The organism is Kitasatospora sp. NBC_01302 (assembly GCF_035976515.1).
Taxonomy (GTDB): domain Bacteria; phylum Actinomycetota; class Actinomycetes; order Streptomycetales; family Streptomycetaceae; genus Kitasatospora.
The window spans coordinates 642,862-667,195 of record NZ_CP108404.1; the positions used below are offsets into that span (position 1 = coordinate 642,862).

The 24,334-nt window shown below is 72.2% G+C and carries 24 protein-coding genes and 2 pseudogenes; 15 read left to right on the forward strand and 11 right to left on the reverse strand.

Annotated features, from left to right (window positions below):
* Window positions 1–97: 97 nt before the first annotated feature.
* The 7 genes and pseudogenes from OG294_RS03055 to OG294_RS03085 form a co-directional block, all read right to left on the reverse strand.
* On the reverse strand, window positions 98–919 hold the full coding sequence (locus OG294_RS03055; protein ID WP_327064803.1) for an alpha/beta fold hydrolase: 822 nt from the start codon (window positions 917–919) through the stop codon (window positions 98–100).
* Between the two features lie 128 nt (window positions 920–1,047).
* Complete coding sequence (locus tag OG294_RS03060) at window positions 1,048–1,509, reverse strand: cupin domain-containing protein (RefSeq protein ID WP_327064804.1); 462 nt, start codon at window positions 1,507–1,509, stop codon at window positions 1,048–1,050.
* Between the two features lie 171 nt (window positions 1,510–1,680).
* A pseudogene (locus OG294_RS41005) lies at window positions 1,681–1,776 on the reverse strand (MOSC domain-containing protein); the annotation flags it as partial.
* 222 nt (window positions 1,777–1,998) lie between these two features.
* Window positions 1,999–7,203: a tetratricopeptide repeat protein gene (locus OG294_RS03070; RefSeq protein ID WP_327064805.1), complete on the reverse strand. Its 5,205-nt coding sequence runs from the start codon at window positions 7,201–7,203 to the stop codon at window positions 1,999–2,001.
* Window positions 7,204–7,250: 47 nt separating this feature from the next.
* Window positions 7,251–7,583 carry a trypco2 family protein gene (locus tag OG294_RS03075; RefSeq protein WP_327064806.1) on the reverse strand — a complete coding sequence of 111 codons (333 nt, stop codon included), beginning with the start codon at window positions 7,581–7,583 and terminating at the stop codon, window positions 7,251–7,253.
* A 141-nt stretch (window positions 7,584–7,724) separates the two neighbouring features.
* On the reverse strand, window positions 7,725–8,432 hold the full coding sequence (locus OG294_RS03080; RefSeq protein ID WP_327064807.1) for an SDR family NAD(P)-dependent oxidoreductase: 708 nt from the start codon (window positions 8,430–8,432) through the stop codon (window positions 7,725–7,727).
* Between the two features lie 96 nt (window positions 8,433–8,528).
* Window positions 8,529–9,683, reverse strand: a complete 1,155-nt coding sequence (locus OG294_RS03085) for an FAD-dependent oxidoreductase (RefSeq protein ID WP_327064808.1) — start codon at window positions 9,681–9,683, stop codon at window positions 8,529–8,531.
* A gap of 90 nt (window positions 9,684–9,773) precedes the next feature.
* On the opposite strand from OG294_RS03085, the gene OG294_RS03090 reads away from it, so the two are divergent.
* The 3 genes from OG294_RS03090 to OG294_RS03100 all read left to right on the forward strand — a co-directional run bounded on the left by OG294_RS03090 (window position 9,774) and on the right by OG294_RS03100 (window position 11,625).
* Window positions 9,774–10,475, forward strand: a complete 702-nt coding sequence (locus OG294_RS03090) for a TetR/AcrR family transcriptional regulator (protein WP_327064809.1) — start codon at window positions 9,774–9,776, stop codon at window positions 10,473–10,475.
* Window positions 10,476–10,555: 80 nt separating this feature from the next.
* Window positions 10,556–11,053 carry a MarR family winged helix-turn-helix transcriptional regulator gene (locus tag OG294_RS03095; protein WP_327064810.1) on the forward strand — a complete coding sequence of 166 codons (498 nt, stop codon included), beginning with the start codon at window positions 10,556–10,558 and terminating at the stop codon, window positions 11,051–11,053.
* Between the two features lie 152 nt (window positions 11,054–11,205).
* The gene (locus OG294_RS03100) at window positions 11,206–11,625 is read left to right on the forward strand and encodes a nuclear transport factor 2 family protein (protein WP_327064811.1); all 420 of its coding nucleotides are present in this window, start codon (window positions 11,206–11,208) and stop codon (window positions 11,623–11,625) included.
* Between the two features lie 46 nt (window positions 11,626–11,671).
* Here OG294_RS03100 and OG294_RS03105 read toward each other — a convergent pair whose 3' ends face one another.
* Window positions 11,672–12,559 carry an alpha/beta fold hydrolase gene (locus OG294_RS03105; protein ID WP_327064812.1) on the reverse strand — a complete coding sequence of 296 codons (888 nt, stop codon included), beginning with the start codon at window positions 12,557–12,559 and terminating at the stop codon, window positions 11,672–11,674.
* Window positions 12,560–12,643: 84 nt separating this feature from the next.
* Here OG294_RS03105 and OG294_RS03110 point away from each other — a divergent pair, with 84 nt between their 5' ends.
* Window positions 12,644–13,282, forward strand: coding sequence for a TetR/AcrR family transcriptional regulator (locus tag OG294_RS03110; RefSeq protein WP_327064813.1), 639 nt, complete (start codon window positions 12,644–12,646; stop codon window positions 13,280–13,282).
* Between the two features lie 111 nt (window positions 13,283–13,393).
* Here the strand turns inward: OG294_RS03110 and OG294_RS03115 are convergent, their stop codons facing one another.
* Both OG294_RS03115 and OG294_RS03120 read right to left on the reverse strand, forming a co-directional pair.
* A complete protein-coding gene (locus OG294_RS03115; RefSeq protein WP_327064814.1) occupies window positions 13,394–13,759 on the reverse strand; it encodes a PRC-barrel domain containing protein in 366 nt (121 codons plus the stop codon).
* A 96-nt stretch (window positions 13,760–13,855) separates the two neighbouring features.
* Entirely contained in the window at window positions 13,856–14,026 is a 171-nt protein-coding gene (locus OG294_RS03120; protein WP_327064815.1) for a hydrophobic protein, read from the reverse strand.
* Window positions 14,027–14,206: 180 nt separating this feature from the next.
* Here OG294_RS03120 and OG294_RS03125 point away from each other — a divergent pair, with 180 nt between their 5' ends.
* From OG294_RS03125 to OG294_RS03165, 9 genes are all read left to right on the forward strand, one after another.
* The gene (locus OG294_RS03125; RefSeq protein ID WP_327064816.1) at window positions 14,207–14,434 is read left to right on the forward strand and encodes a DUF6458 family protein; all 228 of its coding nucleotides are present in this window, start codon (window positions 14,207–14,209) and stop codon (window positions 14,432–14,434) included.
* A gap of 151 nt (window positions 14,435–14,585) precedes the next feature.
* Entirely contained in the window at window positions 14,586–15,017 is a 432-nt protein-coding gene (locus OG294_RS03130) for an SRPBCC family protein (protein WP_327064817.1), read from the forward strand.
* Between the two features lie 39 nt (window positions 15,018–15,056).
* A complete protein-coding gene (locus OG294_RS03135; protein ID WP_327064818.1) occupies window positions 15,057–15,671 on the forward strand; it encodes a hypothetical protein in 615 nt (204 codons plus the stop codon).
* A gap of 228 nt (window positions 15,672–15,899) precedes the next feature.
* Window positions 15,900–16,223 carry a hypothetical protein gene (locus OG294_RS03140; RefSeq protein ID WP_327064819.1) on the forward strand — a complete coding sequence of 108 codons (324 nt, stop codon included), beginning with the start codon at window positions 15,900–15,902 and terminating at the stop codon, window positions 16,221–16,223.
* Between the two features lie 94 nt (window positions 16,224–16,317).
* The gene (locus tag OG294_RS03145) at window positions 16,318–17,037 is read left to right on the forward strand and encodes a class I SAM-dependent methyltransferase (protein WP_327064820.1); all 720 of its coding nucleotides are present in this window, start codon (window positions 16,318–16,320) and stop codon (window positions 17,035–17,037) included.
* 121 nt (window positions 17,038–17,158) lie between these two features.
* Window positions 17,159–17,860 carry a hypothetical protein gene (locus tag OG294_RS03150; RefSeq protein WP_327064821.1) on the forward strand — a complete coding sequence of 234 codons (702 nt, stop codon included), beginning with the start codon at window positions 17,159–17,161 and terminating at the stop codon, window positions 17,858–17,860.
* Window positions 17,857–18,114 (forward strand): ribosomal protein L7/L12, encoded by a 258-nt coding sequence (locus OG294_RS03155; protein WP_327064822.1) that lies wholly within the window; start codon window positions 17,857–17,859, stop codon window positions 18,112–18,114. The genes OG294_RS03150 and OG294_RS03155 overlap by 4 nt, the downstream gene beginning before the upstream one ends.
* A gap of 167 nt (window positions 18,115–18,281) precedes the next feature.
* Window positions 18,282–18,926 (forward strand): SRPBCC family protein, encoded by a 645-nt coding sequence (locus OG294_RS03160; RefSeq protein WP_327064823.1) that lies wholly within the window; start codon window positions 18,282–18,284, stop codon window positions 18,924–18,926.
* Window positions 18,927–19,146: 220 nt separating this feature from the next.
* On the forward strand, window positions 19,147–20,679 hold the full coding sequence (locus tag OG294_RS03165) for an alpha/beta hydrolase (protein ID WP_327064824.1): 1,533 nt from the start codon (window positions 19,147–19,149) through the stop codon (window positions 20,677–20,679).
* 27 nt (window positions 20,680–20,706) lie between these two features.
* Here OG294_RS03165 and OG294_RS03170 read toward each other — a convergent pair whose 3' ends face one another.
* Window positions 20,707–21,315, reverse strand: a complete 609-nt coding sequence (locus OG294_RS03170; RefSeq protein WP_327064825.1) for a TetR/AcrR family transcriptional regulator — start codon at window positions 21,313–21,315, stop codon at window positions 20,707–20,709.
* A gap of 141 nt (window positions 21,316–21,456) precedes the next feature.
* Between OG294_RS03170 and OG294_RS03175 the strand changes: the two genes are divergently transcribed.
* The gene (locus tag OG294_RS03175; RefSeq protein ID WP_327064826.1) at window positions 21,457–22,908 is read left to right on the forward strand and encodes an amidase; all 1,452 of its coding nucleotides are present in this window, start codon (window positions 21,457–21,459) and stop codon (window positions 22,906–22,908) included.
* Between the two features lie 9 nt (window positions 22,909–22,917).
* Window positions 22,918–24,333 (forward strand): annotated as a pseudogene (locus OG294_RS03180) (TROVE domain-containing protein); the annotation flags it as partial.
* Between the last annotated feature and the right edge of the window lies 1 nt (window position 24,334).

Genomic DNA, 24,334 nt, shown 5'->3' on the forward strand with positions numbered 1-24,334 from the left:
GAGGGCCAAGCCGGGCCGTGTGTGGTCGCCGCGCTCGGGGTTTCGGGGCGCGGGGTTCAGCGCGCGGGGCTCGGGGCCCCTGGGTTCGCCGAGCTGCTCAGCTGTCCTCGGGCTTGACCTCGCTGTCGACGAACTCGCCGATGGCCTCGAAGACCGCGCCCGGCTGCTCGAGGTGGGGGAAGTGCCCGGCCTCGGCGATCGGCCGGAAGGTGGCACGGGGGAAGGAGTCGGCCAGGGCGCGCTCGTACGCGAGCGGAACGATGCCGTCCTGCTCCCCGGCGAGCACCAGCACCGGGACGGTGACGCGGTGCAGGCGGCCGCGCAGCTTCGGGTCGTGGCAGAACGGATCACCGGCGTAGCGCGCCAGGGTGCGCTGGTTGGCGGCGAAGACGGCCTTCTGCTCGTCGCTGAGGGCGGCGGGGTCGGGGCGCAGGGCGGGGTTGTGGAAGGCGAGTTCGCCGGTGCGGACCGGGCCGATCTCGGCCGGGTTCGCGATGACCAGCGGGGGCTCGGGGGTGATGCCGGTGGCGCCGAGCAGGACCAGGCCGGCGATCCGGTTGCGGGTGTCGCGCAGGCCCATCTCGGCGGCGATCCAGCCACCGACGGAGCTGCCGGCCACCATCACCCCGTGCAGCCCGAGCTCGTCGAGCAGGTCGAGGTAGGCGGTGGCCAGGTCGGCGACGGAGTCGGTCCCGTCGGGGCGGGGCGTGCCGTCGAACCCGGGGTGGGTCGGGACGACGACGTAGGCGTGCCGGGACATGCCGGCGGCGAAGCCGGCCATCGAGCGCGGTCCGGCGCCGCCGTGCAGCATCAGCACGCCGGTGCCGTCCGTGCTCTCGCCGAACTCCTGGATCGTGACGCTCGGACCGTGGCGCAGATCGATGGTGCGGGTGGTGCTGACGGGGCTGGAGACAGTCATGTGCGTCGGCTTCCTGCTCTTGGGGCGGGGGGGGTTGCTGGGTTCGCGGTCGGCCGCGGGCGGGGCCGGTGCCGGGGTCGCGGCATGCGCGGCGGGCCGGTCACTCGGAGCTGGTCGCTCAGGGCCGCTCACTCGGGGCCGGTGACCGGCGTGGTGGCGTAGCGGCCCATCACCTCGGCGATGTCCGGCGGGGTCATCGCTCCGCCGCCGGCGATCATGTCGCCCAGGTCCCGGAAGTACTGGACGTAGAGGTCGGGCGTGAAGGTGTTGATCATCACCAGCGGCTGGTCCCCCGGGTTGGCGAAGGTGTGCGGGGCACCCGGCGGGACCATGACCAGCGTTCCGGCCGGCGCCTCGTGCAGCTCGTGGCCGACGGTGAACCTGGCGGTGCCGGAGACCACGTAGAAGCCCTCGTCGTGCTGGGCGTGGCGGTGCTGGGGCGGGCCTGCGGTGTACGGCGGGATGGTGATCTCGGCGACGCCGAGGCGGTGCGCGGTCGTGCTGCCGTCCTCCAGGATGCGGATCCGGGCCTGACCGAGGTCGATCACCTCGCCGCCGGTGGGAGTCGTGACGGACACGTTTGCTGTCATGGCCGATCCTTCGTGAGAGCTGACTCTCATGAGACTAGTCCGACAGAGTGATCTCATGCAAGTGCACTCTCATGATTGGCGTCGGCTCTCAGCCCAGGCGCGCACCTCCGCCAGGGGGCTCGCCGCTCTGGGGCTCGCCGGCCTGGTGCGTCAGACCCCGACCGGCAGGCCGAGCAGGTGGACCTGGCGCAGGTTCGGTCGGGTGGGGTCCTGCGCGACACGCGAGCGGTGCCTGACCGTCACACCTGCGTGTACGTCCCCCTCCACAGTCCTCGACCCGTCGGCCAACTGCGCCACCCAGGCCGCGAACCCGTCCGCCGAGTCGACGTCGTCGCACGGTCCCAGCCCGAAGCCGTCCTCGTGGCGGCCGGGACCCCAGTCGTCACGCGTCTCCAGCCAGGCGGCGTGCAGGCGCGTGCTGGGCACGATCGGTTCGGGCATACGGCGACGACAGCGGGTCGCCACGGCCTCGCGGGCCGGCTACCGGGATCACTCCGCCATCGCCTCGACCTTCGCCAGGAGGGTCAACGCGCCTTCGAGGTCGGCCTCGTGGCGGGCGGGGTCACGGGCGACCAGCCTGCGGTAGACCGCCACCGCCTGCTCGGCGAGCGGCAGGGCCTTCGCGCGGCGCCCCACCACCGACCACCAGGAGCCGAGGGTGTAGAGGCAGCGGGCGAGGTCGGGCTCGTAGCCGGCGGGGTCGTCGTCCGCCAGCCGCTGGTAGACCTCCACCGCCTGACGCTCCGTCTCCAGGGCCTCCGGGCGCCGGTCCATCGCCAGCAGGACGCCCAGGTTGTGCAACGAGCGGGCCAGGCCGGGCCGGTGGACGGCGGGATTGCCGTCCACCAGTCGCCGGTGGATCTCCACCGCCTGCTCGGTGGCGGTCAGCGCCTCCGGGCGCCGTTTTGCCTGTGCCAGCCGGACGCCGAGGTTGTACAGCGAGCAGGCGAGGCCTGCTTCGCGGAGGGCGGGGCTGCCCTCGACCAGCCGGCGGTACAGCTCCACCGCCTGCTGCTCCGCCTCCAGGGCCTCCGCATGTCGCCCCACCGCAGCCAGGTGCCCGCCGAGGTTGTCCAACGAGTGGGCCAGGCCGGGTTCGTGGGCTGCGGGGTTGCCGGCTGCGAGCTGCCGGTACAGCTCCACCACCTGCTGGGTGGCGGTCAGCGCCTGCTCGTGCCGCCCCGCCTCCGACAACCGGAGGGCGAGGTTGGAAAGTGAACGGGCCAGCTGCGGCTCGTGGGCGGCGGGATTGTCGGCCGCCAGCCGGCGCTGGATCCGCACCGCCGGCTCGGTGGCGGTCAGGGCCTCTGCATGCCGTCGCACGGTCGCCAGACCTACACCGAGATTCGTCAGTGAGGTCGCCAGGGCGGGCTCGTAAGCGGCGGGCTCGTCGGCCGCCAGCCGGCGGTAGACCCTCACCGCTTGCTGCACCGTCTCCAGAGCTTCCGCATGCCGCCCCACCGCCGAGAACCGAACGCCGAGGTGCGCCAGCGCACGGGCCAGATTGGGCTCGTGGGCAGCGGGACTGTCGGCCGCCAGCGGCCGGCAGAGCTCGACCGCTTGCTGATCGGCGGCCAAGGCCTCCCTGAGTCGCCCCACCTCCGACAATCGGACACCGAGGTTGGTCAGCACGGTGGCGAGGTCGGGCTCATGGACGGCGGGGTTGCCGGCCGCCAACCCTCGTTGGATGTCCACCGCCTGCTCGGTGACGGTCAGGGCCTCCGCAGAGCGCCCCGCTTCCGCCAATCGGGTGCCCAGGTTGGACAGCGAGGTCGCCAGGGGGTGCTGGTAAACCTCGGGATGCCGGGCAGCCAGCCTGCGGTAGATCTTCACCGCCTGCTCGATGACACTCAGGGCCTCCGCGCTCGGCCCCAGGTCCGCCAGGTGCACGCTGAGGTTGGACAGCGAGCGCGCCAGGTCGGACTCATGGGCGGCGCGATTGCCGGCTGCCAGCTGCCGGTACCTCCCCGCCGCCTCCTGGGTGGCCTCCAGAGCCTCCTTGCGCAGCCCCGCTGCCGACAGCCGGATACCGAGGTTCGACAACGAGCGGGCGAGATCGGGCTCGTAGGCGGCAGTGTTGTGGGCCGCCAGCCTGCGCCAGATCTCCACCGCCTGCTGCTCGGCCTCCAACGCGGCCCCACGCTGCCCCACCGCCGACAGATGATTGCCGAGGTTCGACAGCGAGTGCGCAAGATCCGGCTCGTGAACGGCCGGACTGCCCTCCGCCAGCCTGCGCCGGATCGCCATCGCCTGCTGCTCGGCCTCCAACGCCTCCCCGTGCCGCCCCACCGCCGACAGATGATTGCCGAGATTGGACAGCGCGGTCGCAAGGTCGGGCTCGTGAACGGCCGGACTGCCCTCCGCCAGCCTGCGCCGAATCGCCACCGCCCGCTCGGTGACGCTCAGGGCCTCCGCCTGCTGCCCCAGATCCGCCAGGTGAGCGCCGAGGTTGGACAGTGAGCGCGCCAGATCGGGCTCGTGCGCTGCGCGACTGTCGGCCGCCAGGCCCTGGTAGATCGCCACCGCCCTCCGTTCGGCCGCCAGACCCTTCCCACGCCACCCCGACTTCGCGAGCTGCGCACCGAGATTGGACAGCGAGCGGGCCAGCGCAGGCTCGTAGGCGGCAGGGGCCCCGGCTGCCAGACCCCGGTAGATCCCCACCGCCTGCCTGGTGGCCGCCAAGGCTTCACTGCGCTTCCCCACCTCCCACAACCAGGCTCCGAGGTTCGACAACGAGCGGGCCAGGTCGGATTGGTAGGCGGCGGGGATCCCGGCCGCCAGACCCCGGTAGATCGCCACCGCCTGCTCGGTGTCCTCCAACGCCTCCCCGCGCCTGCCCGCCTCCGCCAACCGGACGCCGCGGTTCGACAACGAGCGGGCCAGGTCACGCTCGTAGGCGGCGGGATTGTCGCCGGCCAGCCTCCGGTGGATCTCCAGCGCCTGCTCGGTGGCGGTCAGTGCCTCCGCGCGCTTCCCCGCCTGCGACAACCAGGCACCGAGGTTCGAGAGCGAGGCCGCGAGGTCGGGCTCATGGACAGCGGGATTGCCGATCGCCAGTCGCCGGTGGATCTCCACCGCCTCCTCCTCGGCCTCCAGAGCCTCCGTGTACCGGCCAACCTCCGACAACCGGGCACCGAGGTTCGACAACGAATCGGCGAGAGCGGGTTCGTACGCAGCACGGTCATCGGCCACCAGCCTGCGCCGGATCTCCACCGCCTGCTCGGTGACGCTCAGGCCCTCCGTGCGCCGCCCCGCATCCGACAACCGGACGCCGAGGTTCGACAGCGAGTGGGCAAGCTCGGGCTCGTGGGCGGCAGCGTTGCCGTCCGCCAGCCTCCGGTAGATCTCCACCGCTCGTACAGCGGCGTCCAAGGCCTCCTTGCTCCGCCCCAGCTCCGCCAGCTGGACCCCGAGGTTCGACAAGGAACGGGCGAGAGCGGGTTCGTAAGCAGCGGGGTCGCCGGCCGCCAGCCTGTGCCGGATCGCCACCGCCTCCTGCTCCGCGGCCAGGCCCTCCTTGCGCCGCCCCACCTCTCCCCACCGGTTGCCGAGGTTGGACAGCGCCGCGGCGAGGCTGGGCTCGTGGGCAGCGGGGTCGACGGCCGCGCGCTCCCGCAGCTCCTGGGTGAGGGCGGTGGTGAGTTTGAGCGCGAAGGGCGCGGTGACGCGGGAGGGGTACGGGAGCGCGTCGGTGGCGGTCAGCAGGGCCTGGTGGTCGAGTGGGGTGCTGTCCAGGGCCGCATCGAGGGTCTTCAGGACGCGGTCGCTCTTGTCGGTGCGGGCGGCGTTGTAATGGGCGATGGCGGCGCGCACCAGGACAGTGACGGCCTGGGACTGCTGGGTGGCAGAACCCGCTGCGAGGAGGGCGGGCAGCGCGACGGCGCCCTCCCTGAGAGCCTCGGACGCGTGGTACTCGGCGATTCGGTCGGGTTGGAGGGATCCCCAGTAGCGGTTCGCTCCATCGGCGGGGTACAGGGAGGCAAGCCAGTCCGCAGCCGATTCCCTCTTGTCGGCGGACAGACCGGGCAGCGTGGCGATCACCTGAAGCGCTTCGTCCGGGCTGTCGGCCCCGCACAGCACGGCGATGGCGACGGCGCCACCCAGGACCTTGGGCCTCAGGCCGAGCTGGTGATCAGGCGAACCTGCGCTGCGCACCCAGAACGCTCGCTCGTGTCTGCGCAGGACCTCCTCCGGCTCGGTGCCGGCAGCCACCTCGACGGGCCGAGGTCCGTGCTGCAGCAGCTCGACCAGGGCGGCCAGTTGCAGGGTGAGGACGTTGCCGTAGCCGTCCTCGTGCACATCGGCCGGAGGGCGGAGCGTGTAGGCCAGGGACAACCAGTCGTGCGCGGGCAAGGCGTCGATCCGCGGCAGCAGGCGGGCGAGGTCGTCGGCGGCGCGGCGGAAGGCGTTCCACCGGTCCGTGGGGATGAGCGGGTTGAGCGGGATGACAGGGGCCTGTCCGAGGAGGTCCCGCACGGCGGCGTCCGCCTGAACGGAGCCCTCGCGCCAGTCGCCGTCAGCACGCGCGAGCAGCAGCAGCCGCACCCGGTGGCGGGAGCGGTGCAGCTGGGTGACGAGCCGATGAAGCAGCTGAGGGCGGGTCTCGGCGTAGTCGACGACCAGGAGCAGGTGGTGGGAGGTGTCCAGGGTGGTGAAGTCGGGCGGTTGCCCGTCCGGACCAGGACCGCCGGTGAGGTCCGAGCGCAGGTGTCCGGTGACCCAGGTGGGGTCGCCAGGAGGCGGGGTGAGCTCCCCGATGGTGCGGGTGAGCTCGCGGGCGAGGCGGGACTTGCCCTGTCCGCCGGGCCCGGTGACGACCCGTAGCGAGAAGGTGTCGCGCCCGTTCTCGCACCAGGCCTGCAGCTCGGCGAGTTCGGTCTCGCGGCCGTGGAAGGCGACGGCTTCGGCGCCCGCGCGCAGCAGCGCGGCGGGAGAGCCGAGGTCGCGGTCGACGGCGGCGGGGGCGAGCAGCGGGGCCGGCTCGACGGGTTCGAGGAGGGGACGCCAGCCCGTGACCTCGGTGATGACGGTGCAGAAGTCCTCGTCGGTGAGGAGAGCGGCGGCAGTGGTGGCGGTCAGGCGCGCGCCGGTCCCGGCGCGGCGGTCGCCGTGGACGACGCCGCAGAGCAGGTCGTCGCCCGAGCCGGCGTCGGCGAGGACGGCGGCACCGGACATGCCCGCCCACAGGCTCCCGCCGGTGCCGGGGGTGGGGTCGGTGCTGGTGATCTCGTAGTGGCCGGCCAGGGCACCGGTTCCCGGGGCGATGCGGCCGGTCAGCTGCTCGCCCAGGCGCCGGTCGCCGTCAGGATCCTTCTGCATGCTGGGGAAGCCGGTCGAGCCGACCGGGTGGGGGCGGGCGCCGATGAGCCGGCCGTACCGCTGGGGCGGCTTGGTGTCCAGACCCCCGAGCGACCACGGGACAGCCCAGTCCTGACCGTCCCGGACTTCGATCAGCGCGGCGTCCATGGTGTCGTCCCTGCGGTGCCAGCGCACGGCCGCGGAGTACTCCCGTCCATCGACGTCGGGCCGGCTCACCCGCACCGGATCCTCGGCCGCCGGATCCCGGTTGTCCAGGACGTGAGCGGCCGTCAGCACCAGACACGGCGCGACCAGGTACCCGGACCCGAATCCGGTCCTCTTCACCCCGTCCACCAGTCGCGTCACCCGGATCAGCACCCGGCGATCCAGCTCCACCAGACCTCCCCCACTCCCCCGGCTACTTCGGCAACCGCCCTGACGTGCTACTCCTCATCGCTGATGTCCACCGCATAAGCGCCCCCGGGCCCGTGCGGGGCCAGCTTCACCGTCAGCTTGTGGGTGTCCGTCGACCCGCGCTCCTTCTTCCCCCCGAGACTGATCACGCTCCACCGCAGCCCGCCGTCGACCCCCGTACTGCGGGTCAGCTCCAGCCCGAGCTCGACGGTGATCTCCCCCAGCGTGAAGAGCACCCCCTGGTCACCGCCACCCGTCGGATCCGCGACCCGGCGCTGGGCCTCGGCGATCTGCTGCCGCAGCAGCGAGACGGCGTCCGCCAGGTCCAACCACTGCTCATCCGCACCATGCTCGTCGGACAACGTCCTCCCCCTCCAGTGCCGGCGTCGCGGGTGCGACCGCTGGCACTCTACCCCTCTCAACGACCCCATCCGACCCAGCAGTTGGCCGACCCCCGTGCAGGAGCGCCACCGCGCGGGAGTGCCTGCCGCCCGCGGGCCGGGTCACCAGGGCAGCGGACCGGCGGCGTTGCTGAACGTGGCGGTGGGGCCGTCGGCGCCGATCCGCGCCATCCGCACGATGGCCTCGGCGCCCTGCTCCACGGTCTGGGTTCCGGCGTGGTGGTTCAGGTCGGTGGCGGTGAAGCCCGGGTCGACGGCGTTGATCCGCACGTCGCCGTACGCCTTCGCGTACTGGACGGTGAGCATGTTCACCGCGGCCTTGGAGGCCGGGTAGGCGAGGTCCGGGTAGAAGTGCTCCGGCGCCGCCGGGTCGGCCAGCGCCGCGGTGGCGGACAGGCCGCTGCTGACGTTGACCACGACCGGGTTCGCCGAGCGGCGCAGCAGCGGCAGGAAGGCGTGCAGCACCCGGACCATGCCGAAGACGTTCGTCTCGAACACGGTCCGCACCAGGTCGGCGGTGACCTCGGCGGGGTCGAGGAAGGCGCCGTCGGGGTGGCGCGGCTCGATGCCGGCGTTGTTCACCAGCACGTCCAGGCCGCCCGCCGCCGCGATCGTCGTGACCGCGGCGGCGACGGAGGCGTCGTCGGTGATGTCGATCTGCACGAAGTGCGCGCCGAGCTCCTCGGCGGCCCGCCGGCCGCGCTCGGGGTCACGGGCCCCGAGGTGGACGGCGTGCCCGGCGGCGATCAGCCGGCGGGCGGTCTCGTGGCCGAGACCCTTGTTGGCGCCGGTGATGAGTGTGTTCGTCATGCCTCCAGGGTTGGCCGAGCGGAGGGCATCGGCCAGTGGTCGCGTTTTCCTGGGAACGGCAGTACCAGGACGGACCGCGACGTCACGAGGGGCCGGCTACGCGGCTCCGGTGAGCAGGGCGATCAGGCCGCGGGGTGCGGTGCCGTCGCCGCAGACGAGCCCGAAGACGTCGACGGCGTCGGCCGCGGCGGCGGCGCTGCGGGGGAACAGGGCCTGCTCGTACGCGCGCAGTGCGGCCTCGGCGTCGTCGGGATGCGCGGCGATCGCGTTGCCGAGCTCGGCGCCGTCGTACATCGCGAGGTTGGCGCCTTCGCCGGAGGGGGGCATCAGGTGGGCGGCGTCGCCGAGCAGGGTCACCCCGGGCACGCGGTCCCACCGGTGGTCGAGCGGCAGCGAGTGGATGGGCCGCAGGACCGGCGCGGTCTCACCCGCGGTGATCAGCGCCGTGAGCTCCGGCGCCCAGCCGTCGAACTCCGCCGCGATCCGCGCGGTGGCCACGGCGGGGTCGGTGAAGTCGATGCCGGCGAACCACTCCTGCGGCTTGTTGAGGGTGACGTAGGTGTGGAGGGTCCCGCCGCTCTCCCGGTGGGCCTGGATCCCCTTCTCCGGCGCGAGTGCGAACAGCGCCCCGCCGCCGACGGCCTTCGCGCTGGCCGGGTGCCGGGTGTCGCCGTCGAACAGATAGGTCTCGACGAAGCAGGTGCCGACGTACGCGGGGGTGGCGTCGGAGAGCAGCGGCCGGACCCGCGACCACGCGCCGTCCGCACCGACCAGCAGGCTGGTGACGACGGTGCTGCCGTCGGCGAAGGCCACCTCGTGGCGGCCGCCGTCCAGGGCCCGGACACCGCTGACCTTGTGGCCCCAGCGGACGGTGCCGACGGGCAGCGAGTCGAGCAGGATCCGTCGCAGCTCGCCGCGCTGCACCTCGGGGCGCCCCCGGGTGCCGTCGTCGGGTTCGTCGAGCAGCACGGTGCCGTCCGGGTCGAGGACCCGTGTCGCCTCGCGGCCTTCCAGGACCAGGGCGCGGAACTCGTCCGTCAGGTCCGCCGCCCGGAGCGCCGCCTGGCCGTTGTCCTCGTGGATGTCGAGCATTCCGCCCTGCGTGCGGGCGGTCGGCGAGGCCTCCGCTTCGTAGACGGTGGCCGTGATGCCGTGGACGTGCAGGACGCGGGCGAGGGTCAGCCCGCCGAGGCCGGCGCCGATGATCGTGACGTGCGGGGTGGTGACCTGCGGGGTCATGGGGGCTCCCATCTCTGGAATGCTGTTCCACAATCAGCCTGGAGCGGCGTTCCAGAGATGTCAAGCTGGAACAATGTTCCAGAGCTGTGCCAGGATGTCCTGGTGGCCACCAGAACGCGTCGCCCGGAGCGACGAGAGAACCCGCTCACCCGCGAGCGCATCGTCGGCGCCGCGGTCGAGCTGCTCGACGCGGCCGGCGAGGGCGGGCTGACCTTCCGCGCGCTGACCGAGCGCCTCGCCACCGGCCCCGGGGCGATCTACTGGCACGTGGCGAACAAGGGCGAGCTGCTCGACGCCGCGACCGACGCCGTCGTCACCGCGGCACTGGCCACGGCGCCCACCGGGCCCACTGGGCCCACGCAGTCGCCGCAGGAGGAGATCCACGCCGTCGCACTCGGCCTCTTCGACGCGATCGACGAACACCCTTGGCTCGCCACCCAGTTGGCCACCCAGTTCTCCCGCTGCCCCGCGCAGTCGGTGGCGCCGCGGATCTTCGAGAGCATCGGCCGCCAGGTCAGTGCGCTGGGCGTGCCCGCGGGCAGCCGGTTCACGGCGACCTCCGCCCTGATGCACTACATCCTCGGCGCCGCCGGCCAGAACGCCGCGAACGGCCGCGTTCTCGGGCCCAGCGCGGACCGCAGCGCGTTCCTCGACGCCGCATCCGAGGCGTGGAAGGAGCTCGACCCCGAGGAGTACCCGTTCACCCGGGCCGTCGCGGACGAGCTGCGCGAGCACGACGACCGCGAGCAGTTCCTCGCCGGGATCACCCTCATCCTCACCGGCATCACTCTTCGGATCACCTGAGCCTTCAAGTGCGGGCGGGGGACGGCGGCGGCGCCGAGCAGCCCGTGCCACCCGCGACAGGGGGCTGATACGCTCTCGAAATGACCACCTCCGACCAGGCGCCGCAGGCGGACGAGCCCGCCGAGCCGTGGCTCAGCCCGGCCGAACTGGACTCCTGGATGTCGGTGGTGCGCCTGATCACCCGCCTGCCCTGGGCCATCGATGCCCAGCTGCAGCGCGACGCCGAGCTGAGCATGGTCGAGTACATGACGCTGGCGATGCTCTCCGACGCCCCCGAGCTGACCCTGCGGATGAGCACGCTGGCCGAGCACACCAGCACCTCGCTGTCCCGGCTGTCGCACCTGGTCAAGCGCCTGGAGGGCCGCGGCTACGTCCGCCGCGAACCGGACCCGGCGGACGGCCGGTTCACCAACGCCATCCTGCTGCCCGCCGGGCTGGGCAAACTGGAGTCGGCCGCGCCCGGTCACGTCGCCCACGTCCGCCGCCTCGTGGTGGACAACCTGTCCGGCGAACGCCTGCGCCGCCTCGGCCAGGACGCCGAGCGCATCCTGCAGCGCATCGACTCCCCCGCGCGCTGACCGCCGCGAGCGGCTCGATTCATCCAGTCCTTCCTGGCTCTTGCGCGCAGCCATGACTTGAAGGTTAAAGTGAATACCAGAAGGGCGCCGCCCCTTCGGGGCCATCGGCGCCACCTCGCCGCCACTGCGCGGCCGGGACCAGGAGGACCGAGATGTCACTGGACAACGAGAAGATCATCCGCCACGCCTACCAGGCCGCCGAGGACAAGGACGTCGCCGGCTGGGTCGCGGCCTTCACCGAGGACGGGACCTTCACCGACGAGTCCATCCCGCTCACCTACCAGGGCGCGGCGGAGCTGGGCAAGACCGTCGAGGTCTACGCGAAGGCGTTCCCCGACATGCACCGCGAGCTCGGCCGGTTCTACGTGGTCGACAACGTGGTCGTCGTCCAGCTGCGCCTGCAGGGCACCCACCTCGGCCCGCTCGAACTGCCCTCGGGCACCGTCCCGCCCACCGGCAAGCGCATGGACGCCCCGTGCTGCGACGTGTTCGAGCTGGTCGACGGCAAGATCAAGCGCTTCGACTGCTACGCGGAGGGCTCCGTCATCGCCGCCCAGCTCGGCCTGGCCTGAGCGGCGCCGCCGGCGGACTGAGCCACGCCTGCGGGCCGAGCTGCGGCTACTGCCCGTGGGCGGCGAGGAACCGCAGCAGGTGGGCGTTGACCAGGTCCGGCTGCTCCAGGTTGAGTCCGTGGCCGGCCCGTTGCACGATCTCGGCCCGGACTCCCGGGATCAGCGCGGTGACCCGCTCCAGCGCCTGGCGCGGGCGGACCAGGGCGCTGCGGCTGCCGAGCAGGACGAGGGCGGGCAGCTTGATGGAGCTCAGCTCCTCGTCGGTGAAGGGCCTGGCCGCCGGGCGGGTGTTCGGCTTGTAGGAGCGCATCCCCAGCATCAGGGGCGCGATCATCTCGGGCGGCGAGCTGAGTGCGGGGTTGGCGAGCAGCCGTCCCAGCCTCGCACGCAGCGGCCTCGGGGCGAGCAGGCCGAGGAGACCGCCGATCATGTGCGCGTAGAACCGGGCAGGCACCTTTTCGATGCCGCCCGGGTCGAGCGCCGCGACCGACGCGAGGCGCTCGGGCGCATGGATGGCCTGGTTGAGGGCCAGCCAGCCGCCGTAGGAGAGGCCGGCCAGGTGGATCCGCTCCAGGCCGAGACCGGCGAAGACCTCGCCCAGCCAGGCGGCGTTCTTCTCGGATCCGACGGCGACCACCCGCTGGACACTGCGGCCGGGGTCGTCCAAGGTGTCGATCGCATAGACGGGATGGTGCTCCCCCAGAGCGGCGATCTGGGGGTACCAGTTGGACGCGTGACCGGCGTGGCCGTGCAGCAGCACGATCGGCTCGCCGGTCCGCGACCCGTAGTGGTGGACGCGGACAGTGCCGTAGGCGGTCTCGACATCGAGCTCCCGACGAGGGTCCGGCCACAGGTCCATCGCGCGGTCATATGCCGCAAGGTACTTGGTCCGCGCTTCCTCGCTGACGAAGCGTCCGACGCTCGTCCTGGTCATGGCCCCTCCCCTGGCACCGAACAGCCAACTTTTGATGGTATGTTTGTACCACAAAAATATTCGAGGGGAATCCCGGAGAATCCGATGCCGAAGCTGGTCGACCACGAGGAGCGCCGAGCCCACATCATCGACGCGCTGCTCCGCACCGCGGCAGAGAGCGGACTGCACGCCGTCACCCTGCGGTCCGTCGCGACCGAGGCGGGCGTCTCGGTGCGGCTCGTGCAGTACTACTTCGACACCAAGGAGCAGCTGCTCCTCGCCGCGCTCACCCGCCTGGCCGTGCGCATGGGCGAGCGGGTCCGCGACCGGGTCCGGGCGGCCGGATCATCGACGGCCCCGCGCGACATCGTCGAAGCGGTCCTGCTCGAAGCCGTACCGACCGACGCGGAAGGCCGGACCTTCCACCTCGTCTACACCGCGTACGCGGTGCTCTCCGTCACCGACCCCGCCCTCGCGGGCCAGTCGTTCCTCGCGGCGCCAGACGAGATGGAGGACTTCCTGGTCGGCCAACTCACCGCCGCCCAGCGGGCCGGTGACACCGACCCTCGCCTGGACGCGCGCCAGGAGGCCGTGGTCCTACTGGCCGCCTCCGCCGGCCTCGGCCTCAGCGTCCTGCTCGGGCAGCGCACGGCGAACGACGCCGTTGACGTCCTGCAGTACCACCTCGGCCGGCTGTTCTCCGGCGCGAGGACCTCCGCCGGCCACCGCGGAGCAGCCGGCTGACGGAGCGCCGGTCCATCCGGCCACCGGCGGTTGCCCTCGGAGCGCACATGACGGTGGCGGGCCCACCACCGCGAGGGTGGTGGGCCCGCCACCGTCATGTGCGGCCGGTGGTCAGACGATCGGGCCGCCGTAGAACCGGGCGTAGTAGTCGCCGTACTTCTCGCGGTAGCCGGTGTCCACGTCATGAGCGCCCGGGTCGAACTCGGGGCCGGCCTTGATCTCGTGCTTGCTGCGGTCCACATAGACCTTCTTGTCCTCTTCGTCGACCCGCAGGACGGTGCCGGCGGGGAGCAGGACGCGATTGCCGAAGATCCACGGGCCGGTGTCCACCACCAGGAAGGCGGCACCGACCGCCCCGGAGTGCTTGTCGATCCTGCCGATGTGACCGTCCGTGGCCTCGACGTGGTAGCCGGTCAGATCCGCGCCGGGAGCGTACCCGGCGGTGGTGCGGTAGGCCCAGATGTCGATGGCGCTCATGGGGTCTCCCTCTCATGTCATGAGGCGGTGCCTGGTCCGGTTCGCCGGACCGGCCTTCCGTCCTACGGCGTCCGGCCCGCCTGCCGGCGGGACGGATCACCAGCGGTACCAGCGGCCCCGACTGCCCGATGCACCGGTCCCGCGGGCGACGAAGCCCAGCAGCCACACCACCAGCAGCACGATGGCGACCCACCAGAGGATCTTCACGGCGAACCCGATGCCGAACAGGAGAAGCGTCAGAAGCAGCACGAGCAGAAGAGGAACCATGGTGAAACACCTCCGAGTTGGTGACGACCATCGCCTGCCCGGGTTTCGGTCGGGCATTCCTGGCAGCCTGCGCATGACGTGCCGTCAGCTCACCCGCCGGGCGCGTGACGGACGCGGGTGTCGGACGGCGGATCGCGGGCATCCGCAGTCTGGTCCCTACCGACGAGGAGTGAGAGAGCAATGGGTATCGGAGGCTGCATTCTGCTGTTCGCGCTGGGTGCCGTGCTGGCGTTCGGGGTCGACTGGCACATGTCCGGGGTGGACGTGCCCGTGGTGGGCTGGGTCCTGATGGCCGCCGGACTGCTCGGCCTGGTCGTCTACGGAAGCGTGTACCGGCGCAGGCGCTTCGTGGGGCGCGCGGGAGCGGACGAGGTGGTCGAGGAGCGGCGCTACTACGACGAGCCCTGAGCCGGGGCCCGGGCCTGCAGCCCGCAACCCGACCGGACGCCCGGACGGCTGAACGCCCGGATGCGCGGGTGCATACGGCGCCGGGGGCGGGGCAGGCGAGCGACAGGGCGGTTGTCAGGACCGGCGGCCGCAGACTCGTGGAGGAGGAGAAATGACTCGGATCGAGGAGTCCGTCGAGGTCAACGCGCCGCTGCCCGAGGTGTACGCGCAGTGGAACAGGTTCGAGGAGTTCCCGCGCTTCATGCGCGGCGTGGTGAGCGCCCACCGCGCCGGCCCGGGAGCCAGCACCTGGGTGGTCGACACCGCCGGCGGTCGGCGGGAGTTCGAGGCGCACACCACCGAGGTCGAGACGGACCGTCGCGTGGCCTGGAGCTCGGAGGCCGGCTCGTCCCGGGAGACCGGGGTGGTGACGTTCCATCGGATCGACCAGTCGACCACCCGGCTGATGCTGCAACTGGACATCGAGGCGCACGGCGTACGTGAACGCGTCGCCGAGGCGCTCGGCTTCGTCGACCGGCGGGTGATCGACGACCTGCACGACTTCAAGAAACACGTCGAGGAACACCACGACCGGGCGGCCTGATCACCGCGAACCCGATCAAGGCAAGGGAGCGTGAGATCCATGTACGCGGCACTGCTCTGCATGGCCGTTCTGCTCATCACGGCGGGCGTGGCCCTGGCCATTCCGCGGATGCGAACCAGCCGGCTGCGAACCCGCTTCGGCTCCGAGTACGACCGTGAACTCGCCCGCAACGGCGGCGCCGTGAGCCGGACGGAGGACGAGTTGGAGCAGCGGCTGGCCCGGCACCGCCGGCTGCCGATCACCGCGCCCGGCCCGGCCGAGCGGGAACTGGCGCTGGACGAGTTCCGCGGCCTCCAGGTGCTCTTCGTGGCGGATCCGCCGCGCGCGGTCGAGGAGATGCACCAGCTGGTGACCGACCTGGTCGACCGGGCCGGCTACCCGCGCGAGCAGCGGGAGGAAGCCCTCTCCGTGGACTTCGCCCGGCAGCTGGCCGCCTACCGTTCCGCACTCGCCACGGTGGAGCGCACCCGGGCCCGTCAGGTCACCACCGAGGAACTGCGCGGCGCGCTGCTCGGGCTGCGCGGGCTGGGTCTGGCGGTGGTCCTGCACGAGCCGGCCCGCGGTCCGCGGGAGACGACCGTGCGGGGCCGCCCCGGCCGCCCCTGGAGCACCCGCGGGCCGGTGACCACCGGCGGCCGGGCGCGCAGGGCCTGAGCGGACCGCGGGTCAGCCCCCGGACGCCGCCCCGGGCGCCGGCCCCGGACGCCGGCCCCGGACGAACAGCGTCGCAGACGAGAACCAGGAGGAGCAGTCATGACGGACATCCCGCCCGCCCCGCCCACGAAGGCACCCACGAACGCACCAGCTCCGGCGTCCGCACCAGCACCAGCACCAGCACCAGCACCAGCACCAGCACCAGCACCCGAGCCTGCGCCTGCGCCCGTGACCTCGCCCGGCCAACCGCCGGCCGAGGTGCTCGCGGCCGAGTGGACCGCGCTGCGAGCCGGCTTCGTCGACGACCCGCGCGCCGCGGTCCGGCGGGCCGACGAGCTGTCCGGCCGCGCCATCACCGCGCTGAACCACACGCTGGAGGACCGGCGCCGACGCCTACGGGCCCTGGTCGAGCGCCCCGGCGTCGACACCGAGTCGCTGCGACTGGCCCTGCAGGGCTACGCCGCCCTGGTCGACCAACTGCCTGCGGAGCGAGAGGCAGGGCGCGCGGCACCCGAGGCTGACGGCGCGCCAGCACCGTATACGCCGCAGTGACGCGCCATCACTCCGTGCAGGACCGGTGACACGGCGCGGCCGATGGCGGCAGGCTTGAGCGGAGGCGTCCGGCGCGAGGGAAGAGGGCTCGGGGATGGCTGACGCAGGCGGCGTTCGAGCGAAGAGCAGCACCGTGACCGCCGGACCGCCCGGGCACCGGACCCGGGCAGAGTACTGGGACACGTTCTGGCCGGGCACCGGTGACGGCGGTGCGCCCGCGGCGGACCGCGTCCACTGGACCCAGTACCCGTTCCACGGCCCCGGCGCCGAGTTCCTGGGCGCACCCAGGACAGCCCTGGAACTGGGCAGCGCGACCTGTGTCGCCTCGGTGGCACTCGCCCGAACCGGTGTCCGGGTGACCGCGGTCGACTTCTCCGCGGTGCAGATGGAGCGGGCGCGGCAGTGGTGGGCCGAGGAGCCGAACCTCACGCTGGTGGAGGACGATGTGCCCGACTACCTGGCACGGACCGAGGAGCGCTTCGACGCGGTGCTCTCGAACTGGGGCGCGGCGTGGTTCATCGACCCCGAGGTCCTGCTCCCACTGGTGCGTCCCCGGCTCAACCCGGGCGGTGTGTTCGCGTTCTCCTGCGTCGAGCCGCTGGCGCCGTGCTTCGGCCCGCAGATCCTGTACGGGAACGGCTACCGGGGTCACCGGCTCGCGGTGGTGCGGTGGATGCTCAGCTGCGAGGACTGGCGGCGCATCCTGGTGCGGCACGGCTTCACGAACGTGGAGGTCGAGGTGCTGCCGGGCCCGGAGGACGACTTCGTGGGGACGGTCCTGGGCCGGGCCTCCACTCCCCCTGCCCCGGCCTGAGCGATCGGCAACAGCCGCGGACCAGGTTCGGCATGAACAAGAAGGTCTACCTGCGACCGCCTCATGAAGCTGCGTGAAATCCGGTGGCCCGTCAAGGCCTCCGGACCTAGCCTCTTGACCCATGCCAGAGCACCCGTGGTTCGCGATCGACGATCCGGACGAAGACGACTTCTTCGAATTCACCGCCACTGAGCTCGCGTTCGTGGATGCGCTGTCCGACCGGACCACACCGTGGGCCGGCACGGACGTGTCGGGTCTGGTCTGCCGTTCGGACAGTTGGGACTCACTGGTCGCCCACCTCACTCTCCTCGACTCCGACAGGACTCGGCACCTGATCGACATCGGCGTCCACTTCTACGGTGACCGGGTCCGGGGCGACCGGTTGCACAATCAGCTCCTCACCCTGACCGACTCCCCGTCGAGCTGGCATCTGGAGGCGACCGGAACGGTCGAGGAGCTGGCGCAGCAGTCCGCCGAGTGGTTCCGGGCGGTGCTGCGCAAGCCGGTCGTGCTGTACGTCTGGCTGAACGACGACCGATGGGCGTACGCCGCGCGGTTCGCGTTCGCGGACACCAATCAGACGATCAGCCAGGTCTACAACGAGGACCTCGCGCCACCGGGACAGGCGGAGGCGCTGATCGCGGCCGGTCACGTCCACGGCCAGGGTTGGATCCAGACCATCGGACTGCCCGCCCCGACCCTCTACCAGCACATCCGCGGCGACCTGGGCACCGCCGCCCTACCGCCAGGAGTCCCGGCGGTCACCAAGCGCGGCCCCATCCGCGGCCTATGGTACGAAGGCATCCAGGACGAGCAGCGGTGACCGAGTACGTCACGATCGTCTGCGACGACGTCCCCGAATACGACCTGGTGCTCCATGACATCGGCCCCAGCCCGTTGGAGGTCGTGAAGGTGTTCAGCACCATGATGAGCATCGGGCTGTGGTACGCGAAGCAGGCCGTGACCGCGGCGCCGCCGGCCGTGCTCCTCGAAGGAATCGAGGGGGCTGTTGCCCGACGGCATGCCGAGACCCTGCGTGCTGCCGGGGCCTCGGTTGCCGTGGAGCGGCGGAGCTGAGCGCGTTTCGGCGCGCCGTGGGCGTGGCCACCGGGGTGGCCACAGCCGCTAGTTACACCCTCTCACGTTTCCTATTGCCCGTCAGGCTCGCTCGGTTATACCCTCTATCTGTCACGAGAAGGGCTAACTCGCGGCATACCGGATGGTCACCGAACGAGGAGAGAACCGTGGTCAGCACCACCCCGCCCGCCTCGCCCAAGCCTGCCCGCCTGCGCTCCGCCCTGCTCGCGATCCCGCTGGCCCTCGCGGGGCTCCTGGGCGCCGCCCCAGCACCGGCCCACGCCGCCGCGCCGGCGCCGCTGAGCTGCCTGGGCCAGGGCATCGACCCCGCCGCCCAACTCCACTACCAGACCGAGGCCTTCATCAAGGCGCCGCCGAGCACCGTCTGGCGGCTGCACACCGACGTGACCCGGTGGCCCGCGTGGCAGTCGGCCGTCACCAGCATGAAGCGACTGGACCCGGGCCCGCTGCGGAGCGGCTCGCAGTTCCGGTGGACCACGCCGGCGCCCGCCACGGCCTCCACCCCCGCCACCACGCTGGTCATCACCTCCACCGTGCAGCAGATCGAGCCCGGCCGCTGCATCCGCTGGAGCGGGCCCGCGATCGGGACCGGGCTGAGCATCGATCGCGGCGTCCACGTCTGGAACTTCACCAGGGTCAGGGGCGGGGTCCTCGTGCGCACCGAGGAGAGCTGGACCGGCCGCCAGATCGACGCCGACCCGGCCACCGCCGCCAAGTACCTCTATCCGGGGCTCGACGCCTGGCTGTCCGACCTCAAAACCGCCGCCGAGGCCCGCTCCGACCGCGCCTGAGCCCGATCGTCACACCACCGGAGCCGCGCGCGGCAGCAGTGTCGTGGTGGTGCTGACTACACCCCGCAGACGGGGGCCTGCCGGTATGGTTCGTGCTCGTCGTAGCGTGCGAGGATCCTCGCGGAGTCGGCGGTTCGGCCGCTTCCACCAGTGCTGTCGCACGGTCGGTCCGGGAGGAAACATGTTCGAGCGAAGGACGTTACGGTCGGTCGGATGGGGGGTGACGGGCGCGGTGGCGCTCGCCCTCACCGCCGTGGGACCGGCCGTCGGCCCCGCGTCGGCCGCGGTGCCGGTGCCCGCGCGCTACGCCGAGCAGCAGTTGGCGTGGCAGCCGTGTGCGCAGGCGCCCTCGCTGGAGTGCGCGGCGATGACCGTGCCGATGGACTGGCACCATCCGGACGGCGGCCGGGACATCACGGTGGAGGTGTCGCGCCATCAGGCGGCCGATCCGGCGCAGCGGCGCGGGGTGCTGATGATGGCGGCGGGCGGACCGGGCGGCAGCGGGCTGACCAGGCCCGCGCAGTTCGTCCGCTACTCCACCGCGGTGGCGGCGGCGTACGACGTGGTCGGCTTCGACCAGCGCGGGGTGGGGCAGAGCACACCGGCGCGGTGCCAGAGCGACGCCGAGTTCCAGGACTTCTTCGCGGGCGACTTCCGCGACCGCAGCCCGGCGGCGATCCACGGGGTGCTGGACCGATCCCGGCAGTTGGCGGCCGGGTGTCTCCAGCGCTCCGGCGACCTGCTGCCCTATCTGACCACGGATCAGACGGTCCACGACATGGACCTGTTCCGGGCCTTGCTCGGTGCACCGAAGATCTCCTACTACGGCCCGTCCTACGCCACCATGATCGGGGCCTACTACGCGACCGAGTTCCCGCAGCGGGTCGAGCGGGTCGTGCTCGACAGCAACATCGAGTTCACCGGCAGCTGGCAGACGGATCTGGCCTGGGAGCCGATGAGTTTCCAGCGCCGGTTCGAGCAGGACTTCCTGCCCTGGGTCGCCCGCTACGACTCGGTCTACCACCTGGGCGCGACCGCCGACGAGGCGAAGGCCGGCTGGGAGCGGCTGCGCCGGTCGCTGGCGGAGCAGCCGGTGACCGTCGGGTCGGCGGTGGTCGCGCCCAACCAGCTCGACAACGGTGCGATCCTGGCGATGTACAACGCCGGCCAGGGCTTCGAGCCGCTCGCGACCGCGCTGGCGGGCCTGGAGCACTGGGCCGACGCCACCCCGGCCGAGCGGCAGGCGGTCTCCCAGGTCTTCCTCTCCTACCTCAGCCCGGGGTTCACCGCCGAGTTCTTCGCCATCACCTGCAACGACACCCCGTGGACCCGTAGCCAGAGCTCCTGGGTGCGGCGCAGCGCGAAGGACGCCGCCGCCTATCCGCTGATGGGTGCCCGGGAGTTGGCCTTCGCCTCGGTCTGCGCCGACTGGCCCGTCGCGCCGGCGCCGCACATCGAGGTCACCGGAGCCGGGCTGCCGACCGTCCTGATGCTGAACTCGGTGCACGATCCGGCCACCTCCTACGAGGGCGCGGTGCGGGCCCACCAGCAGTTGCGGGGCTCCCGGCTGGTCACGGTGACCGGCGGCGGCGACCACGTCCAGTACCAGAACCACAACGCGTGCGTGGACGGCATCGTCGACCGCTACCTGCTGACCGGCACGGCCCCGGCCCAGGACACCAGCTGCCCGGCGGACCCGCTGCCCGTCCCGACCCCGTCCCCGACCGCGGTCGGCGGCGCCGCAGCCGGCTGACACACCGTCACTCCGCGGCGCGATCCTTCAGAGGGCGGCCGGGTGGCGGTCCAGGACGGCCGCGACGATGCTCATGAGCCGCGCGCCCGCGTGCTCGACGCTTCCGTTCTGGGCGCTCACCTGGGCTCCTTCGAGGACGAAGGTGAGCTCCGCGGCGGCCCCGTCCGGATCGGGCAGCCCGGCCCGGGTGCACAGGTCGGTGAGCCGGCGCAGCTGGCCGGCCTTGTGGGCTTCGATCAGCCGACGCGCCGGGTGGGTGCGATCGGGCAGTTCCGCGATGGAGTTGATGAACGGACACCCCCGGTGGGAGATCTCGGGAAGTCCGTCGGCGATGAACCGGGCCATCCCCAGGATCTGCGCCCGGGGCTCGTCGGGGTGTGCGGCGGCCAACTGGTCGAACGCGGCGGTGTAGTCGGCCGCGACGATGCGGAGCCACTCCTCGACCAGCGCGTCCTTGGTCGCGAAGTGGCGGTACAGCGCCATCTTGGTGGTCGCGGCCCGGCTGGCGATCGCCTGGACGCCCACCGCCTTGATCCCCTCGCGCGAGAAGAGCTCCTCCGCCGCGTCGAGGATCCGCTCGCGGGGCGGCAGTGTGGCCACTCGGCTCTGCCTGCTGACTCTGTCCGTGCTCGCCATGCGGTCCCTCATCGGTCCGGTGGGGCGTTGTACCGCCCTGGCCCCAATGTTACGGTACCGACCAGTCCCACATGATACCGATCGGTCTCACAAGAGACCGATCGGTACTGTCGGCCGGTATCGAATCCTGAACGGACGCACATGAAGCTCTCCGAGTACGTGACCTACGACGGCGTCGGCCTGGCCGACCTGGTGGCTCGCGGCCAAGTGACCGCCGCGGAACTCGCCTCGACCGCCCACCTGGCATCCGACGCGGTGAATCCGCAGCTCAACGCCGTCGTCGAGACCTGGCCGGCCGAGGACACGCCGGCTCCGGGCAGTACGCCACTGGCAGGGGTGCCCTTCCTGATCAAGGACATCGCCGTCGCGATGGCCGGCAAGCGGGTGGAGTTGGGCAGCCGTATCGCCGCGGGCAACGTCGCCGGGGCCGACTCCTCGCTCATGGCGCGCTTCCGTCGCGCCGGGCTGGTGACGCTCGGGCGCACGGCGACCCCGGAGTTCGCCTACAGCACCACCACCGAGGGCGTCCTGTACGGCGCCACCCGTAACCCCTGGGACCCGACGCGAAGCCCCGGCGGCTCCAGCGGCGGCTCGGCAGCCGCCGTCGCCGCGGGCATCGTCCCGATCGCGCACGCCACCGACGCCGCGGGCTCCATCCGCGTCCCCGCCGCCGCCACCGGTCTGTTCGGGCTGAAGCCGACCCGCGGCCGGATCTCCCTGGGCCCCGACGCGGACGAGGTCTTCAACGGGCTCGCCGTCCACGGCGTCCTCAGCCGCTCGGTCCGCGACAGCGCCGCGCTGCTGGACCTCGTCCACGGCCCCGAGGCCGGCGACCCCTATGCCGCCCAGCGCCCGGAGCGGCCGTACGCGCAGGAGACCACCCGCTCCCCGGGCAGCCTGCGGATCGGCCTCCTGACGCGGCCCTGGGGCGGTCGGACCGTCGAGGCCCCGGTCGTCGACGCCACCCTCCGCTCCGCACGACTCGCCGAGTCCCTCGGCCACCGGGTGGACGAGGTCCAGGTCGACCTCGGCGTCGGCTGGGAGGAGTTCCTCCTGGCCAACGCCCGCCTCTGGAGCACCAATCTGGTCACGTGGATCGACGGCTTCGCCGCGGCTTTCGGACGGCCCGTCGACACCACCACCGTCGAACCCGAGATGCTGGCCAGTTATGCCTACGGACGTGAGGTCAGCGGGGCCGAGTTCGTCCACGCCCTCGCGATGCGCAACAGCGTCGCGCGCGCGATCGGCCACTACTTCACCGACTACGACGTGCTGCTCACCCCGACCCTGCCCGCACTCCCCCTCCCCTTGGGCACGTACGCCGAGGGTGCCGCGGGCACCGACGGTCTCGGCTGGCTCCGGCAGCTCCTCCACCGCTCGCCCTTCACCGCCGCGTTCAATGTCGCGGGCACCCCCGCCATGTCCGTCCCCCTGGAGAGCGAACCCGCCACCGGACTCCCCATCGGCATCCAGTTCGCCGCGGGATACGGACGCGAGGACGTCCTCTTCCGTCTCGCCGGACAGCTGGAACAGGCCGCTCCCTGGGCGCAGCGGACCCCCGCGGTGTGGGCGGGCAGTCACCACGACGCCTGAGGCCCGCCGGCGGGGCTGCTCGGCTGGCTCCGCGGCGAGGGCAACCTGCGCACGGCCGCGCTCGTGGGCGCGGCCGAATTCGTCAAGGCCCGGCTGGAATGCGCCGCGACGGACGCGCAGCAGCCGGTCAGCAACCGCAGCGTCGTCGCCTCCGTGCTGCAACGCCCGGACGAGCCGGGCGAGTTCCTCGCCTACTGGACGTCCCGCTACGGCCGCAGCCTGCCCAAGCCGGTGAAGCGCGGCACGGCCGACGCCGTCCGGCGCCTCTACAACGGCAAGGCTCTGCTCAAGTACGACACCGCCGGCAAGGGCTACCGCTTCGGTGACGTCCTCAACCTCGTGCACGCCGCACCGGCCGCCGACAAGCCGTGGCAGGGCAGCCTGTTCAGCTACGCACTCGACCGCCGCCACCACCCCGACACCGCTCGACCACCGGAGTCCGACCGGCTCTTGACCGCCAACCGGGCGCTGATGGCCGTGCCCGTCGAGCAACGGCGCGCGGTCCTCACGGGCGAGGGCGGGGCCGAGCGGCTGGCTGCGGCCGGAGTGACGTGGGAGCAGCTGGCCGGCTGGCTGCAGGGGCCGTTGGACGCGCAGGCGTGGGAGGCCGTCATCCCGTCCATGGGCTACATGGCACTGCTGCGCAACCTGCGGAACTTCGACCAGGCCGGCGTGTCCGACGAGGTCGCGCAGCAGGTCGCCGCGCGGCTCGCCGACCCGCACCAGGTGGCCCGGTCGCGGCAGTTGCCGATGCGGTTCTACTCCGCCTTCAACGCGGCACCGTCGCTGCGCTGGGGCTGGGCGCTGGAGAAGGCGCTGACCACGTCGCTCGCCAACATCCCCCGCCTGGACGGCCGTACCCTCGTCCTGATCGATACCAGCTCGTCCATGAGCGAGTCCTTCGCCAAGGACGGCACGCTCAAGCGCTGGGACGCCGCGGCGCTGTTCGGCATCGCCCTGGGCCGGCGCTGCGCGCAGGCGGACGTCGTCTCGTTCTCCTCCGCGCAGCGCTACTACAACGACGCGCCCGGCCCCCGGGTCCTGGCGTTCCCCCTCACCCCCGGGGGCTCGCTGCTGTCCGACGTGCGGCGCTGGAAGGACGGCGGCTGGTTCCTGGGCGGCGGAACCGACACGCCGGCGGCGCTGCGGGCGACCTTCCAGGGCCACGACCGGGTCGTCATCACCACCGACGAGCAGGCCGGGAGCCGTGACAGCGTGGATGGGGCGATCCCGGCGCAGGTGCCGATGTACACGTGGAACCTGGCCGGCTACCGCCCCGGGCACGCCCCGTCGGGCGGTCGCGGCCGGCACACCTTCGGTGGTCTCACGGACCAGGCGTTCCGGATGATCCCGCTCCTCGAAGCCGGGGTGGACGGCGCCTGGCCGTGGCAGCAGCAGTCGGAGCAGGCGGGGCTGGCACAGTAGT

Coding starts and splice junctions, on each gene's coding strand:
- OG294_RS03105 (WP_327064812.1), bottom strand. CDS start 12,559: ATGACCAGGACGAGCGTCGGACGCTTCGTCAGCGAGGAAGCGCGGACC.
- OG294_RS03145 (WP_327064820.1), top strand. CDS start 16,318: ATGGCTGACGCAGGCGGCGTTCGAGCGAAGAGCAGCACCGTGACCGCC.
- OG294_RS03125 (WP_327064816.1), top strand. CDS start 14,207: ATGGGTATCGGAGGCTGCATTCTGCTGTTCGCGCTGGGTGCCGTGCTG.
- OG294_RS03060 (WP_327064804.1), bottom strand. CDS start 1,509: ATGACAGCAAACGTGTCCGTCACGACTCCCACCGGCGGCGAGGTGATC.
- OG294_RS03110 (WP_327064813.1), top strand. CDS start 12,644: ATGCCGAAGCTGGTCGACCACGAGGAGCGCCGAGCCCACATCATCGAC.
- OG294_RS03170 (WP_327064825.1), bottom strand. CDS start 21,315: ATGGCGAGCACGGACAGAGTCAGCAGGCAGAGCCGAGTGGCCACACTG.
- OG294_RS03175 (WP_327064826.1), top strand. CDS start 21,457: ATGAAGCTCTCCGAGTACGTGACCTACGACGGCGTCGGCCTGGCCGAC.
- OG294_RS03055 (WP_327064803.1), bottom strand. CDS start 919: ATGACTGTCTCCAGCCCCGTCAGCACCACCCGCACCATCGATCTGCGC.
- OG294_RS03135 (WP_327064818.1), top strand. CDS start 15,057: ATGTACGCGGCACTGCTCTGCATGGCCGTTCTGCTCATCACGGCGGGC.
- OG294_RS03095 (WP_327064810.1), top strand. CDS start 10,556: ATGACCACCTCCGACCAGGCGCCGCAGGCGGACGAGCCCGCCGAGCCG.
- OG294_RS03115 (WP_327064814.1), bottom strand. CDS start 13,759: ATGAGCGCCATCGACATCTGGGCCTACCGCACCACCGCCGGGTACGCT.
- OG294_RS03100 (WP_327064811.1), top strand. CDS start 11,206: ATGTCACTGGACAACGAGAAGATCATCCGCCACGCCTACCAGGCCGCC.
- OG294_RS03150 (WP_327064821.1), top strand. CDS start 17,159: ATGCCAGAGCACCCGTGGTTCGCGATCGACGATCCGGACGAAGACGAC.
- OG294_RS03080 (WP_327064807.1), bottom strand. CDS start 8,432: ATGACGAACACACTCATCACCGGCGCCAACAAGGGTCTCGGCCACGAG.
- OG294_RS03085 (WP_327064808.1), bottom strand. CDS start 9,683: ATGGGAGCCCCCATGACCCCGCAGGTCACCACCCCGCACGTCACGATC.
- OG294_RS03120 (WP_327064815.1), bottom strand. CDS start 14,026: ATGGTTCCTCTTCTGCTCGTGCTGCTTCTGACGCTTCTCCTGTTCGGC.
- OG294_RS03130 (WP_327064817.1), top strand. CDS start 14,586: ATGACTCGGATCGAGGAGTCCGTCGAGGTCAACGCGCCGCTGCCCGAG.